Source organism: Bacillus cereus group sp. RP29 (assembly GCF_040459765.1).
In the GTDB taxonomy this organism is placed as follows: domain Bacteria; phylum Bacillota; class Bacilli; order Bacillales; family Bacillaceae_G; genus Bacillus_A; species Bacillus_A paranthracis.
This window is the reverse complement of sequence record NZ_JARVHN010000001.1, coordinates 4,964,647-4,978,285: the sequence shown is the minus strand read 5'-3', so window position 1 is coordinate 4,978,285 and position 13,639 is coordinate 4,964,647. Positions and strand designations below refer to the sequence as shown.

The following is a 13,639-nucleotide window of genomic DNA, read 5'->3' as shown; positions in this document are numbered from 1 at the left end:
GTATGTTCTTTTTTGATACATAAAGAAATTTCCTGTGCTAATAAATGATGAAGCGAGCAAGAATTATTTATAATCCTACTTCTGGGCGTGAGCTATTTAAGAAGAGCTTACCAGAAGTATTACAAAAATTAGAACAAGCTGGATATGAAGCATCTTGTCATGCGACAACGGGTCCTGGAGACGCAACTGTGGCGGCGAGGCAAGCTGTAGAGCGTAAATTTGATGTTGTTATTGCGGCTGGTGGTGACGGCACGTTAAATGAAGTCGTAAACGGTCTAGTTGGTCATGAATTCCGTCCGAAGTTTGGAATTATTCCAGTTGGAACGACAAATGACTTTGCACGTGCAATCGGTGTACCTCGTTCTATTGAAGAGGCAGCGGATATTATTTGTGAAGGAAAAACTGTGCCATTAGACCTTGGTAGAGCAAACGATACATATTTTATTAACATCGCTGGTGGCGGTCGTATTACAGAATTAACATATGAAGTACCAAGTAAGCTAAAGACTGTATTAGGACAACTTGCTTATTATTTAAAAGGTATCGAAATGCTACCATCACTACATCCAACATACGTTGAAATTGAGTATGATGGAAAATTACTACAAGAAGAAATTACGATGTTTTTAATTACGAATACTCGTTCAGTGGGTGGCTTTGAAAAGGTAGCACCATATGCATCGATTAACGATGGCTTATTTGATTTATTAGTGCTGAAAAAAGGTTCGATTGCCGACTTAATTAAAGCTGCAACACAAGCGCAGCGTGGTGAACATATTAACAATCCAAAAGTACTATACACACAAGCGAACCGAATTAAAGTGCATTCACCAGATAAACTAATGATTAATTTAGATGGTGAATATGGTGGAGATGCACCGATGGAATTCGAAAATATGTATCATTGTCTGGAACTATTTGTTCCTGAACATCAAGAGGATGCCCTGTAAAGGCATCCTTTTTTATTTATACATATATGAACGTGTCCAAGGAATGGAATCACTAATCCCTTTTGTAAATACAAATTGATGTAAATCAATGTTACCAGTATAAAACGAAGCTGCACAAGCATTTAAATACAAGCGCCACATACGAATAAATCGCTCATCTTTTGTTTTACGTATTTCATCTAGTGTATTTTCAAAGTTTTCTGCCCAGTGTTGAAGTGTTTTACCGTAATGTCTGCGCAAACTTTCAACATCAACTATAAAGAAATGCTGATTAGTTATGTTAGTAATTAATTCATTAACGGCGGGGACGTATCCACCAGGAAATATATATTTCTCAATCCAACTATTAGTAGCGCCCTCTGTAGGAGAAGTAATACAGTGAAGAACGGAAATACCACCATCATTGAGTAATGCATTGACCGTTTCAAAGTACTCTGTAATGTGATCTTTCCCGACATGTTCAATCATACCTACACTAACAATTTTATCAAACTTTCGCTCGTGAATATCACGATAATCGAGTAAATTTACTTCAACTAAATCTGTGAGATTTTCTTTTTCGATTCTTTCTAGAGTTTTTGCATATTGTTCTTCACTTAATGTGACTCCCGTTGCTTTCACACCATATTGTTTTGCGGCAGCTGTAATGAGTTCACCCCATCCGCAACCAATGTCTAGCAAAGTATCTCCTTTTTGAAGGTTTAACTTTTTTAAAATATGATTTACTTTATTATGTTGAGCAGCTGTTAAGGAATCGGTTTCATTTTGGAAATATGCACAAGAGTATGTCATTGTTTCATCTAGCCATAATTTATAAAAATCGTTCCCAATATCATAATGATGGGCGATATCTTCTTTATTTTTTCGTTTTGAAAAATTCCATCTGCTTGTAAAGTATTGTAATTTGTTATTACCTAAAAAACTGTCTTTGTTTTTATAAATAGACTCAATCGCTTTTTCAAGGTTACCCTCTATTTCAATATCTCCATTCATATAAGCTTCACCAAATGCGATGGAGGGATCTTTTATTATCTCTTTTTTGGCAAGAGGTTTGCGGAATGTAATATGAAATTGAGGATTCCCTTCACCGTACTGTACAGTGTTTCCATCCCAAAGTGTAATTTGAACAGGATCTAAAAACAGATTTTCTAATGTTTTCTTATAAAATATTTCTTCAACCATATATAAACATCTCCTACTTAAAAAAAGAATTAGGAAACTATCATGATAGTTAATGAGGTTAAGTAATTAGCTAATTTTCAATAAGATGAGAGTAATTTTACGCTTCTGTTACGTAATAGTCAAACAATCCGATTTGTATTGTAAATTGGAAGTTAGTTTGATTTTCATGGTATTTTTACAATTCGTTTATTTTATATCCATACTTTATTGATACACTGGAGGAGATAAGAGACGAGAGGTGGGGTGTTATGGAGAAAGTAAAAGCAATACTATTTGATAAAGATGGGACATTAATGGATTTTCATTCAATTTGGATAAAAGTGGCTGAAGAACTTGTGGCTGAATGTATAAAATTATACCAACTGCCACAATCAATGCAGCCGACTTTATTAAAAGAAATCGGTGTGGATGGGGTATTTGTTCACCCACGTAGCGCAATAGCGGCAGGAACAAGTCTTGATGTGGCAAAGGGGCTTTGTAAGTATATTACGTCATCTAAAGAAGAGGAAATGCATGAATGGGTAAGTGAAAAACTGTTTGCCCTTATGTACGAGCATCGTTCTTACATGAAAATGACGGCAGATTTACCGAGAATTTTACAAAGCTTAAAGGATAGAGGATTTATTTTAGGTGTTGTCACGGCGGATGATTTTGCACCGACAGAATTATTTTTAAAACAGTATCAATTAGAGTCTTTTTTTGATTATGTTGTAGCTTCAGATACATTTCCAGCACAAAAACCAGATAAAAGAATTGTAGAATCCTTTTGTGAGAGGTTTCATTTAGAGGCATGTGAAGTAGCGGTCGTTGGGGATACACCGACTGATTTATATTTAGCGAAAAATAGCGGTGATTGCTATGCAATTGGAGTACTATCTGGTACAGGAGATCGTCAAACATTAGAACCACTTGCTGATTTAGTAGTACAGTCTGTTGGGGACCTTATTTCTCATTCAGGTGAGTTTGTTTGGGAAAAAGGAAAGTCTAATGTGTAAGAAAAATAAGTCTATAAAGACTCTTAATGAGTCTTTATAGACTTATTTTTTTATGGCGAAATAGATGAATACTAGAAAAGAATATTGGCATACATTTTGCAATGAAAAGAGAAAACAATGTAAAGAAAAGGATGGGGTACGTAATGAATATAAAAAAATTTGCTAAAGTAAATGAACAAATTCCTGGACCGAAAGCAGCGTCTTTACTAGAACGCCGCCAAAATATAGTACCAAAAGGAGTAAGTAACGGCATCCCAACGTTTGTACAATCTGCAAATGGTGCTCTTGTTACTGATGTTGATGGTAATCAGTACATTGATTTCGCTGGAGCGATAGGAACAATTAACGTAGGACATTGTCACCCAGCTGTTAAAGAAGCGCTCCATAAACAAGTAGATCAATACATTCATACTGGCTTTAATGTCATGATGTATGAGCCATATATTGAATTAGCAGAAAAGCTTGCGGCATTAGCGCCGGGAAGTTTTGATAAGCAAGTACTATTTTTAAATAGTGGTGCAGAAGCAGTTGAGAATGCGGTGAAAATCGCTCGTAAATATACAAAAAGACCTGGTATTATTGCATTTTCTAAAGGTTTCCATGGACGCACATTAATGACAATGACGATGACAAGTAAAGTAAAACCATATAAGTTTGGATTTGGTCCATTTGCACCTGAAGTCTATAAAGCACCATTCCCGTACGAATATCGCCGCCCAGAAGGATTAACGGGAGAGCAGTACGATAACTTTATGATTGAAGAGTTTAAGAATTTCTTCGTATCAGAAGTAGCACCAGAAACGATTGCAGCCGTTGTAATGGAACCTGTTCAAGGGGAAGGTGGATTTATCGTCCCAAGTAAGAAGTTTGTGCAAGAAGTACGCAATATTTGTTCAGAACACGGCATCTTATTTGTAGCGGATGAAATTCAAACTGGATTTAGCCGTACAGGAAAATATTTCGCCATTGATCATTATGATGTCGTTCCGGATTTAATTACGGTATCTAAATCATTGGGTGCTGGTGTACCGATTAGTGGTGTTATTGGGCGCAAAGAAATTATGAATGAGTCTGCACCAGGAGAACTTGGTGGAACGTATGCAGGAAGCCCGCTAGGATGTGCGGCAGCATTAGCAGTACTTGATGTAATAGAAAAAGAGAATTTAAATGATAGAGCGATAGAATTAGGAAAAGTCGTAATGAACCGATTCGAAGAGATGAAAAATAAATATAATTGCATCGGTGATGTGCGCGGTTTAGGAGCAATGTGTGCATTTGAGCTCGTTCAAGATCGTAAGACGAAAGCACCTGATAAAACGTTAACAGCTAATTTATGCGCAGAAGCAAATAAACGCGGCTTACTTCTACTATCAGCAGGAACATACGGTAATGTTATTCGTGTGCTAATGCCATTAGTGATTACAGATGAGCAACTGGAAGAAGGATTAACAATCATTGAAGAATCGTTGCAAGTCTGTTATGAGAAAGCAAATATTGCTCGTGTTTAAAAGTTAAATAATAAAACAGCAAACATTCTAGCTGACTCTATATAAAATGCAGAAAATTCACTTTATAATAAAGGTAGTGAAGTGAATCGACGGATTGGAAGTTAGGGGTGGCTAGGATGGTTGCAGAAAAGGAACGAGTGTTAATGGATTTACAAGATGTATTTGAATATGCGTTTGACGAAATTTTTGTGACTGACGAAAAGGGAATCGTTGTACGTGTAAATAGTACATGTGAAAGGCACTATCAATTGGCTGCAAAAGAGTTAGTAGGTAAACATGTAAAAGAATTGCAGAAAGATGGTATCTTTTATCCATCAGCAACGTTAGAAGTAATTGAAAAAAAGAGGCCAATCGAACTCGTTCAGACGACAAAATCAGGAGAGTATTTACACGTTCGTACAAGGCCTGTTTTTGATGAAGAGGGCAATTTAAGAAGAGTAATTAGTTACTCTCGTGATCTTACAGAACTCTATCAATTACGTCAAAAGGTAGAAGAAATGGATAATCAGTTAAAAACATATAAAAAAGAATTAAGAGAAACATATGAACATGAAGGACTTATTTTTAAAAGTATCGCTATGCAAAAAATAGTCGAGACAATCAAGAAAGTATCCGTGGTAGATAGTACGGTTCTCGTTTTAGGTGAGACAGGAGTAGGAAAGAGTCGATTGGTGCGTCATTTACATGAAGTGAGTAACCGGAAGAATGAAAGTTTCTATGAAATTAACTGTGCGGCATTGCCGACAAATTTAATTGAATCAGAGCTTTTTGGATACTCAGGCGGATCCTTTACAGGTGCGAATCGTGAAGGAAAAAAGGGACTATTAGAATCAGCGCATAAAGGAACGCTATTCTTAGATGAAATTGGCGAAATGCCGCTTGAAACTCAAGCAAAGCTTTTGCAAGTGTTGCAAGAAAAAACGTTTCGCCCTATAGGCGGAAGAGAATTAAAAAAGGTGGACGTTAGAATTGTAGCGGCAACAAATAGAGATTTAAGTATGATGGTGAAACAAGGAACATTTCGGAAAGATTTATATTATCGTCTGAATGTCATTCCCATTGTAATCCCACCACTACGGGAAAGAACAGAAGACATTTTGCCACTTATTTATCATTATTTACAACACTTTAATGAGAAATATGGTAGAAATGTAAAATTAGCGCCTAGCACATTACAAATGTTTGTTGGTTACCCGTGGGAGGGAAATAATAGAGAGATTGAAAATGTGATTGAGCGAATTGTTATAACTGCCGATGATATCGTTACGATAGAAGATTTACCAATAGCGATGCAAGAATCAACGGTTGAACAGTCCGGTCAAAGTCTCTATAAAATGTTAGAAGAAGTAGAACGGAATATTATTTTGAAAGCATATAAAACATATGGATCGAGTTATAAAGTAGCCGAGTTTTTAAAAATAAGTCAATCTGCTGCGACTAGGAAAATAAAGAAACTTATAGAGGAGGAAGAGAATATTGGATAAAAAAGCGACGTTTGTAAATGTAGAGAAAAAGGCGATGTATATAAATGGTGAGTGGATTACATTGCAAGAGCAAATCGAAGTAAATAATCCAGCAACGAAGGAAATATTTGCGACTGTACCAAAGGGCGGGGTAACAGAGGCAAAGCAAGCTGTTGATGCTGCGCATGAAGCTTTTAAATTATGGTCTAAGTTAACAGCGGCAGATCGTGCAGCGAAATTAAAAAAATGGTTCACACTTATTGAGGAAAATAAAGAAGAGATTGCAGCGATCATGACGAAAGAACAAGGAAAGCCCTTTGCAGAAGCGCTTGGTGAAGTGAATTATGCAAATAGTTTTGTTGAATGGTATGCAGAAGAAGGAAAACGCATATATGGTGAAATGATTCCTGCTTCTCATCCGAATAAACGTATTTTAGTCATGAAGCAACCAGTTGGTGTTATGGCAGCTATTACGCCTTGGAACTTCCCAGCTGCTATGATTACGAGAAAGGTAGCTCCGGCGCTTGCAGCAGGATGTACAGCGGTTGTAAAACCTGCAAGTCAAACGCCGTTAACTGCGTTAAAATTAGCTGAATTAGCTCATGAAGCAGACATTCCAAAAGGCGTAATAAATATTGTAACAGGCAGTGCGAAAGCAATTGCTGATACGTGGATGGAAGATGGGCGTGTTCGAAAAGTGTCCTTTACAGGATCAACGGAAATTGGGAAAGAGTTAATGGCTAGTGCGGCACAAACGATGAAAAAGGTTTCACTTGAGTTAGGCGGTCACGCACCGTTTATTGTTATGAATGATGCAGACTTAGATAAAGCAGTAGAGGCAGTAATCGGTTCGAAATTCCGTAACGCAGGACAAACGTGTATATGTACAAACCGAGTATTTGTTCAGGAAGAAGTGTATGAAGCGTTTGTAGAGAAGTTTCAAAAGGCAGTAGGGCAGTTAAAAGTAGGGGACGGTTTCAGTGACGGAACGACTGTAGGACCACTTATTGACGAGAATGCAGTTTCAAAAGTACAAGAACATATTGAAGATGCTATTCAAAAAGGTGGAACAGTTTTATATGGTGGCCAAAAGGTTACAGAGCTAGATGGACACTTTATTCAACCAACTGTAATTGGATTAGCGAATGATACGATGCTTTGTATGAATGAAGAAACATTTGGACCAGTTGCACCTGTTGCGAAATTTAAAACGGTTGAAGAAGTAATTGAACGTGCAAACAATACGCCATACGGTTTAGCAGCGTACATTTTCACGAAAGACATTAGCCAAGCGTTCCAAATTAGTGAAGCACTAGAGTATGGTATTATCGGTTTAAATGATGGCCTCCCATCAGTTGCACAAGCGCCGTTCGGTGGCTTTAAAGAGAGTGGCATTGGTCGTGAAGGAGGTCATTTCGGTATCGAGGAATATTTAGAAATTAAATATATTTCATTAGGACTATAAGTAGTATACTAGAATCTCTATAAGGTAACAGAGAAGGAGATTCTAGTATGGTATATTGGCTATTATTACTTGTAACAATTATTTTTGAAGTAGCTGGAACAATTGCGATGAAGTTATCAAACGGTTTAACAAAGCTCATTCCAAGTGTACTTATTTTTGTATTTTACGGAATTTGTTTCAGCGTGTTCGCCATCGTTGTAAAAAAGATTCATTTAAGTATTGCTTATGCAATTTGGTCTGGTGTTGGGACGTTACTTATTACGATTATTAGTGTGTACTTTTTTAAAGAGCACATTAGCCTATTCCAAGCATTTTGTATTCTTTTCATCGTGTTAGGAGTAATTGGGCTTAAGGTTTCATCTGCATCATAAAAGGCTATCTTCCAGTGTGGAAGATAGCCTTTTGCTTTTATTAAAACGCCCAATTACCTTTACGGAAGATTGGTTCATGTCTGCCATCAGCTGTAATGCCGTCGATATCAAGCTCAGCTGATCCAATCATGAAATCTTCGTGTGTAATACTAGCGTTTGCGCCATTTTCAGCAAGTTCTTCTTTAGACATCGTTTTTCCGCCAACTAAGTTAAATGCATAAGCATTTCCGATTGCAAGGTGGCAAGATGCGTTTTCATCAAATAGCGTGTTGTAGAATAAAATATTTGTGTTTGAAATTGGTGAATCATGAGGTACTAAAGCTACTTCTCCTAAGAAGTGAGAACCTTCATCTGTTTCTACTAAATGTTTTAAAGCTTCTTCTCCAACTTCAGCTTTATAATCTACGATACGTCCGTTTTCAAATGTTAACGTGAAGTTATCGATAATGTTACCTGCAAATGCTAACGGTTTTGTACTAGATACTTGGCCATTTACACCTGTTTTAAGTGGCATTGTAAACACTTCTTCAGTTGGAATGTTCGCCATAAATGGTACGTTCTTTTCATTTAAGCTACCAGCACCAGCCCATACATGTTTTTCTGGAAGTTCGATCGTTAAATCTGTTCCAGGACCTGTATAGTGAAGAGCTTTATAATGCTTTTCGTTTAAGTAATCAACTTTTGTATGTAATGTTTTATCGTGTTCTTTCCATGCTTCCACAGGATTTTCTAAATCAGCACGAGTAGCTTTGAAAATAGCATCCCATAGTTTTGCTTCTTGTTCTTCTGGTGCAACGTCAGGGAATACTTTCGCAGCCCATTCTTTCGTAGGAACAGAAATGACACACCAGCTTACTTTATCAGCTTGTACGTAATCACGGTATACTTTCATTGCTTCACCAGCTACTTTATGAGCTGTTGCGATACGCGTTGGTTCTACACCTTTTAATAAATCAGGGTTTTCTGCATAAATAGACATAAATGCAGCGCCTTCTTTTGCTAATTCTTCACGAGCGTGTGCTTTCCAAGATGGGAACTCAGCGAATGCTTCTTCAGGAGCTAGATCGAACTTTAAGCGTGTTAACGTCTCATCATTCCAATCCACATATACGTGTTTTGCACCAGATTTATATGCTTTTTCTGTAACGAGGCGTACAAATTGTACAGCTTCAAGAGGTGCGCTAATTGATAATGTTTGTCCTGGTTGAATATTAACACCAACATTGACTGCAAGGGCAGCATATTTCTCTAACGTTTGTTCAAATGACATATGTATAATCTCCTTTAATTTGAAAGATTTCTTACTATATATAATACAAGAAAATTCAAAAAATATATATAAATATAGCGTAAAAAGAGAGCTCAAAATATATTGAGCCCTCATCGTTATTTAATCGAAGAAGCAAATTGTTCTACGGTCGTCGTATGGTGTATGCGAACACGCTTCATTTTTAACAATTCATCGGGTTCACCTTTTGTAATGAATTTTCCGGGTTTTGTTGTCGTCGCAAATTGATAATATTTCTTCGTTTCTGCAACGACTTTATCATCTACATGACCGAATGGATAAGCCACTGCGATAACGGGCTTACCTGTTATTTTTTCTAACTTTTCTTTTGATCCTTTTAATTCCTCTTCATAGTTTGTAATTTTCGGTAAGTCTGCATGCGTCGCTGTATGAGATTGCACTGAGAAAATGCCGGAATCGACCATTTCTTTTATTTCAGAAGTAGACAGTGATCCTTCTACATCAACGTTATCAACAATCATATATTCTGTTGCTGTTGGTTTAAATGTATCGTCTTTTAGCTTTTGTAAAACATGGAATGCATTCATATTATTTTTCATACCGTCATCAAATGTAACAAAGATAGGTTTATTTACTTTATTAATATCACCCCAACGTTCAAAAGTTAGTAATGTATAGCCGTTGTCTTTTAAATATTTCATTTGGGCTTCAAAGTTAGCAGGTGAGACGAATAAATCTTTAATGCCTTGTCCGTGATAATCATCGATTGCATGATACATAAGAACGGGAACCTTTTGTTCGAAAGTAATAGCAGCTTTTGTGAGTGGGATGCTTTTCCCATCTTCTTTTATGCCTATTGCTTCAATTTGGAACTCACCACGTTTTCCTTCAAATTCTTTTATATCAAAAGGAAGTGTAAACTGTTTCTCTTTTTCTTTAGAAGAAAAAGATTTAGTGTGTTCCTTTCCATCAGCAGTACGCCAAATTTTATATTGTACTTCAGTTAAAGTATCTTTTATATCTGTTATATGAATAGTAGTATTTGTAGATTCGTGTGTAATGGGCTGATAAGAAATTTTACCTTGTTCTTGCACAGTTTCTGTTTGTTTCTTAACTTCTTGAACCCTTTTCTCTTTTTTAGGTTCCTGGTTTACATTGCTAGTATTACAACCTGCTAGAATGGCAGATGTGCATAAAGCGATTGCTGCATATTTTCTCATAAAATCACCTTCTATTGTGTATTATGTTGCATATTTACATTAAAATCCCCACCGCTGTAAGAGAGGTGGGGACATACCCTTGTTCATCATAGCATTTGGAGAAAATGTATGGAATGAGAAAAGTAACAATAGATAAAAAAATCACCTTACTTCAACGAGTAAGGTGATTTTTTATTAAATAAACAATCCAGCGATTGTCGCAGATAAAATAGAAGCAAGTGTTGATGCAAATAGCATTTTCCAACCAAATTTAGAAACAACGCTTCCTTGTTTTTCAGAAAGGGCACGGATTGTACCAACGATTGCACCAATTTGGCTAATACTTGCGAAGCTAATTAAGAATACTGTAACGATTCCAACTGTACGTGGAGATAATGTTGCTGCAACACCTTTTAAATCAAGTATTGCTACAAACTCGTTTAATACAATCTTCGTACCCATAATACCACCAGCTGGGATAATATCTTGAGTTGGAATACCCATTAAGAACGCGAATGGGGCAAGTATATAACCGAAGATTTGTTGTAACGTAACAGCATATCCCATTGCACCTGAAGCGGCACTAATTACGTAGTTTACAACTTCCATCACACCGATGAAGGCGATCATTAATGCGGCAACGATACCAGCTACTTTTAAACCGTCAAGCGCACCGTTAATCATTGCGCCGATAAAGCTGTCCCCGAATAAAGTACGATCAAATTTCTGAACTACTTCGTCTTCTTTTTTCGTATCAACAGGTGTTAATAACGAACAAACGATTAAGCTTGAGAATAAGTTTAACGGAAGAGCTGCTAGTACATATTTCGCATCTAACATCATTACGTATGATGCTGTAACAGAGGCAGAAACTGAACTCATTGCAGAACAACAAATGATAAACATACGGTTTTTATTGAAATGTTGTAAATCATTTTTAATAACGATTAACGCTTCACTTGAACCAAAGAATACAGAGTTTACTGCGTGGAATGATTCAACGCGTGGTAAACCAGTAATTTTTGAAATGGCACCGCCGACAACGCGAACGATGAATGGTAAAACCCCTAAATAACTAAAGATAGAAAGTAGTGCTGAGAAAAATACGATAATTAATAGTACGTTTAAGAAAAAGACAAAATCTCTTTGAATCCCATTAAAGAGAAAATCGACACCTGTCGTACCAAGTTTAATTAGTTTGTTGAAAACTTTACCAATGAAAATAATGATTTGTTGACCAATCTTTGTGCCAAACATAAACCAACCGATTAAAATTTGAAAACCAATCATAATAGCAATTGCACGGAAGTTGATTTTACTTTTGTTGTTTGACAAAGCAAAACATAAACCTAAAACGACAAGAATACCGATAATGCTCATTACATATTGCATGTAGTTGCCCCTTTCAGAAGTTCGTATAAAGTTTGTACATAAAACGCTCGTTATATTACTAAAAATAAAACAAGGAGGTTTTATGTCATACGTAAGATGTCTGACCTTTTAGAAAAATAAAAATAAAAAAAGACCCATATGGATTCACTTTCATCTATGAGAGAAAGCTAATCAATATGAGTCCTTTTTGCACATGGGCTAATATTCATTAGTTTTCCCCATAGTCCAGCAATTTAAGGTTGCCGGGTAGAAACTCTCGATCCATATTATCGAGTATATATGAGGTAACATCGTCCGTATTAAATTAGTAGTAGCGTAACATTAATGGAGAACTATCGTCAATAGCTTTTTTTCTTCCAATAGAAATAGACCATATAAGTATGATAAAATGTAACGCAGTGTTATGAAAAAGAGAGGTCGGAAAATGAGTACAAAAATGACGCCACCAGTTGAAAAAAACGAGTTTATAGATGTAGTATTTGAAGATTTAACACATGATGGTGCCGGTGTTGCGAAAGTAAAAGGCTATCCTATTTTCGTTAAAAACGGATTACCAGGTGAAGAAGCACAAATTAAAATTATTAAAGTAAAGAAAAACTTCGCATTCGGTCGTTTAATGAAGCTTCATACAGAGAGCCCATATCGTAAAGATGCAGAATGCCCAGTGTACAATCAATGCGGCGGTTGTCAGCTTCAGCATTTAACATATGAAGGACAATTACAAGCGAAAGAAAAACAAGTACGCGACGTTATGCAGCGCATCGGCGGATTAGGTGATGTTCCTGTTCATCCTGTACTTGGCATGAAAACCCCGTGGGTATACCGTAATAAAGCACAAGTGCCAATTGGAGAACGTGAAGGCGGACTTGTAGCTGGTTTCTATCGTCAAGGAACGCATGACATCATTAATATGGAATCATGTTTAATTCAGGCGGAAGAAAACGATACATTAATCCAAGAAGTAAAACGTATTTGTGAAAAGCACGGTATTTCAGCGTACAACGAAGAGCGTAACAAAGGAACACTTCGCCACGTAATGGCTCGTTACGGACAAGTAACAGGGGAGATTATGCTTGTCTTCATTACTCGTACAGCAGAACTGCCAAACAAAAAAGCAATCATTGAAGAAATTGCTACGAAATTCCCAGAAGTAAAATCAATTGTTCAAAACGTAAACCCGAAACGTACAAACGTAATCTTCGGAGACAAAACGACAGTACTGTACGGATCAGAATATATTTATGACTTTATCGGTGACATTAAATTTGCGATTTCAGCACGTTCATTCTATCAAGTAAACCCAGAACAAACGAAAGTGCTGTACGATAAAACGTTAGAATACGCAAAATTAGATGGTAACGAAACAGTAATTGATGCCTATTGTGGAATTGGATCAATCTCCTTATTCCTAGCACAAAAAGCGAAAAAAGTGTACGGCGTTGAAATCGTCCCGGAAGCGATCGAAGACGCAAACCGAAACGCAGCGCTAAACAATATGACAAACGCTGAATTTGGTGTAGGAGAAGCAGAAGTAGTCATTCCAAAATGGTATAAAGAAGGCGTAATCGCTGATACAATGGTCGTAGATCCACCGCGTAAAGGTTGCGATGAGGCACTATTAAACACAATCATCGACATGAAACCAAAACGCGTTGTATACGTATCATGTAACCCAGCAACATTAGCACGTGACTTAAAAGTACTAGAAGAAGGCGGATATAAAACGCAGGAAGTACAACCTGTTGATATGTTCCCGCATACGACTCATGTAGAGTGTGTAGCTTGGCTTAAGTTGGTATAATAGGAAAGCAGTTGATATAGGAAAATCTATACCATCTGCTTTTTGGTTTATTGAGAGTTTGAAA

At 36.8% G+C, this 13,639-nt stretch carries 11 protein-coding genes and 1 riboswitch; of the genes, 7 read left to right on the top strand and 4 right to left on the bottom strand.

The window, feature by feature from the left end; genetic code table 11:
• Positions 1-44: 44 nt before the first annotated feature.
• The gene (locus QCI47_RS26285; RefSeq protein WP_000977677.1) at positions 45-950 is read left to right on the top strand and encodes a diacylglycerol kinase; all 906 of its coding nucleotides are present in this window, start codon (positions 45-47) and stop codon (positions 948-950) included.
• 12 nt (positions 951-962) lie between these two features.
• Here QCI47_RS26285 and QCI47_RS26280 read toward each other — a convergent pair whose 3' ends face one another.
• Complete coding sequence (locus QCI47_RS26280; protein ID WP_309422934.1) at positions 963-2,132, bottom strand: class I SAM-dependent methyltransferase; 1,170 nt, start codon at positions 2,130-2,132, stop codon at positions 963-965.
• A 248-nt stretch (positions 2,133-2,380) separates the two neighbouring features.
• On the opposite strand from QCI47_RS26280, the gene QCI47_RS26275 reads away from it, so the two are divergent.
• The 5 genes from QCI47_RS26275 to QCI47_RS26255 all read left to right on the top strand — a co-directional run bounded on the left by QCI47_RS26275 (position 2,381) and on the right by QCI47_RS26255 (position 7,934).
• Complete coding sequence (locus QCI47_RS26275) at positions 2,381-3,127, top strand: HAD family hydrolase (protein WP_000416637.1); 747 nt, start codon at positions 2,381-2,383, stop codon at positions 3,125-3,127.
• A gap of 143 nt (positions 3,128-3,270) precedes the next feature.
• Positions 3,271-4,635 (top strand): 4-aminobutyrate--2-oxoglutarate transaminase, encoded by a 1,365-nt coding sequence (gene gabT, locus QCI47_RS26270; protein WP_071743023.1) that lies wholly within the window; start codon positions 3,271-3,273, stop codon positions 4,633-4,635.
• A 116-nt stretch (positions 4,636-4,751) separates the two neighbouring features.
• The gene (locus QCI47_RS26265; RefSeq protein ID WP_000225164.1) at positions 4,752-6,119 is read left to right on the top strand and encodes a sigma-54 interaction domain-containing protein; all 1,368 of its coding nucleotides are present in this window, start codon (positions 4,752-4,754) and stop codon (positions 6,117-6,119) included.
• Positions 6,112-7,563 (top strand): NADP-dependent succinate-semialdehyde dehydrogenase, encoded by a 1,452-nt coding sequence (gene gabD / locus QCI47_RS26260; protein WP_061130637.1) that lies wholly within the window; start codon positions 6,112-6,114, stop codon positions 7,561-7,563. Before QCI47_RS26265 ends, gabD begins: the two co-directional genes overlap by 8 nt.
• Before the next feature lie 47 nt (positions 7,564-7,610).
• Positions 7,611-7,934: a DMT family transporter gene (locus QCI47_RS26255; protein ID WP_000263254.1), complete on the top strand. Its 324-nt coding sequence runs from the start codon at positions 7,611-7,613 to the stop codon at positions 7,932-7,934.
• Between the two features lie 40 nt (positions 7,935-7,974).
• Here QCI47_RS26255 and QCI47_RS26250 read toward each other — a convergent pair whose 3' ends face one another.
• From QCI47_RS26250 to QCI47_RS26240, 3 genes are all read right to left on the bottom strand, one after another.
• The gene (locus tag QCI47_RS26250; protein ID WP_000007360.1) at positions 7,975-9,204 is read right to left on the bottom strand and encodes an aminopeptidase; all 1,230 of its coding nucleotides are present in this window, start codon (positions 9,202-9,204) and stop codon (positions 7,975-7,977) included.
• Positions 9,205-9,320: 116 nt separating this feature from the next.
• Positions 9,321-10,403 (bottom strand): polysaccharide deacetylase family protein, encoded by a 1,083-nt coding sequence (locus QCI47_RS26245; protein ID WP_071743021.1) that lies wholly within the window; start codon positions 10,401-10,403, stop codon positions 9,321-9,323.
• Positions 10,404-10,577: 174 nt separating this feature from the next.
• Complete coding sequence (locus QCI47_RS26240) at positions 10,578-11,774, bottom strand: NupC/NupG family nucleoside CNT transporter (RefSeq protein WP_001200498.1); 1,197 nt, start codon at positions 11,772-11,774, stop codon at positions 10,578-10,580.
• Positions 11,775-11,975: 201 nt separating this feature from the next.
• Positions 11,976-12,077: riboswitch (purine riboswitch) on the bottom strand.
• 121 nt (positions 12,078-12,198) lie between these two features.
• Here QCI47_RS26240 and rlmD point away from each other — a divergent pair.
• Positions 12,199-13,575 (top strand): 23S rRNA (uracil(1939)-C(5))-methyltransferase RlmD, encoded by a 1,377-nt coding sequence (gene rlmD, locus QCI47_RS26235; protein ID WP_061130635.1) that lies wholly within the window; start codon positions 12,199-12,201, stop codon positions 13,573-13,575.
• Positions 13,576-13,639: the final 64 nt, after the last annotated feature.

What these genes read in the sequence shown, in the direction of transcription:
- QCI47_RS26285 (WP_000977677.1), top strand. Translation starts at nt 45, where the DNA reads ATGATGAAGCGAGCAAGAATTATTTATAATCCTACTTCTGGGCGTGAG.
- QCI47_RS26280 (WP_309422934.1), bottom strand. Translation starts at nt 2,132, where the DNA reads ATGGTTGAAGAAATATTTTATAAGAAAACATTAGAAAATCTGTTTTTA.
- QCI47_RS26275 (WP_000416637.1), top strand. Translation starts at nt 2,381, where the DNA reads ATGGAGAAAGTAAAAGCAATACTATTTGATAAAGATGGGACATTAATG.
- gabT (WP_071743023.1), top strand. Translation starts at nt 3,271, where the DNA reads ATGAATATAAAAAAATTTGCTAAAGTAAATGAACAAATTCCTGGACCG.
- QCI47_RS26265 (WP_000225164.1), top strand. Translation starts at nt 4,752, where the DNA reads ATGGTTGCAGAAAAGGAACGAGTGTTAATGGATTTACAAGATGTATTT.
- QCI47_RS26255 (WP_000263254.1), top strand. Translation starts at nt 7,611, where the DNA reads ATGGTATATTGGCTATTATTACTTGTAACAATTATTTTTGAAGTAGCT.
- QCI47_RS26250 (WP_000007360.1), bottom strand. Translation starts at nt 9,204, where the DNA reads ATGTCATTTGAACAAACGTTAGAGAAATATGCTGCCCTTGCAGTCAAT.
- QCI47_RS26245 (WP_071743021.1), bottom strand. Translation starts at nt 10,403, where the DNA reads ATGAGAAAATATGCAGCAATCGCTTTATGCACATCTGCCATTCTAGCA.
- QCI47_RS26240 (WP_001200498.1), bottom strand. Translation starts at nt 11,774, where the DNA reads ATGCAATATGTAATGAGCATTATCGGTATTCTTGTCGTTTTAGGTTTA.
- rlmD (WP_061130635.1), top strand. Translation starts at nt 12,199, where the DNA reads ATGAGTACAAAAATGACGCCACCAGTTGAAAAAAACGAGTTTATAGAT.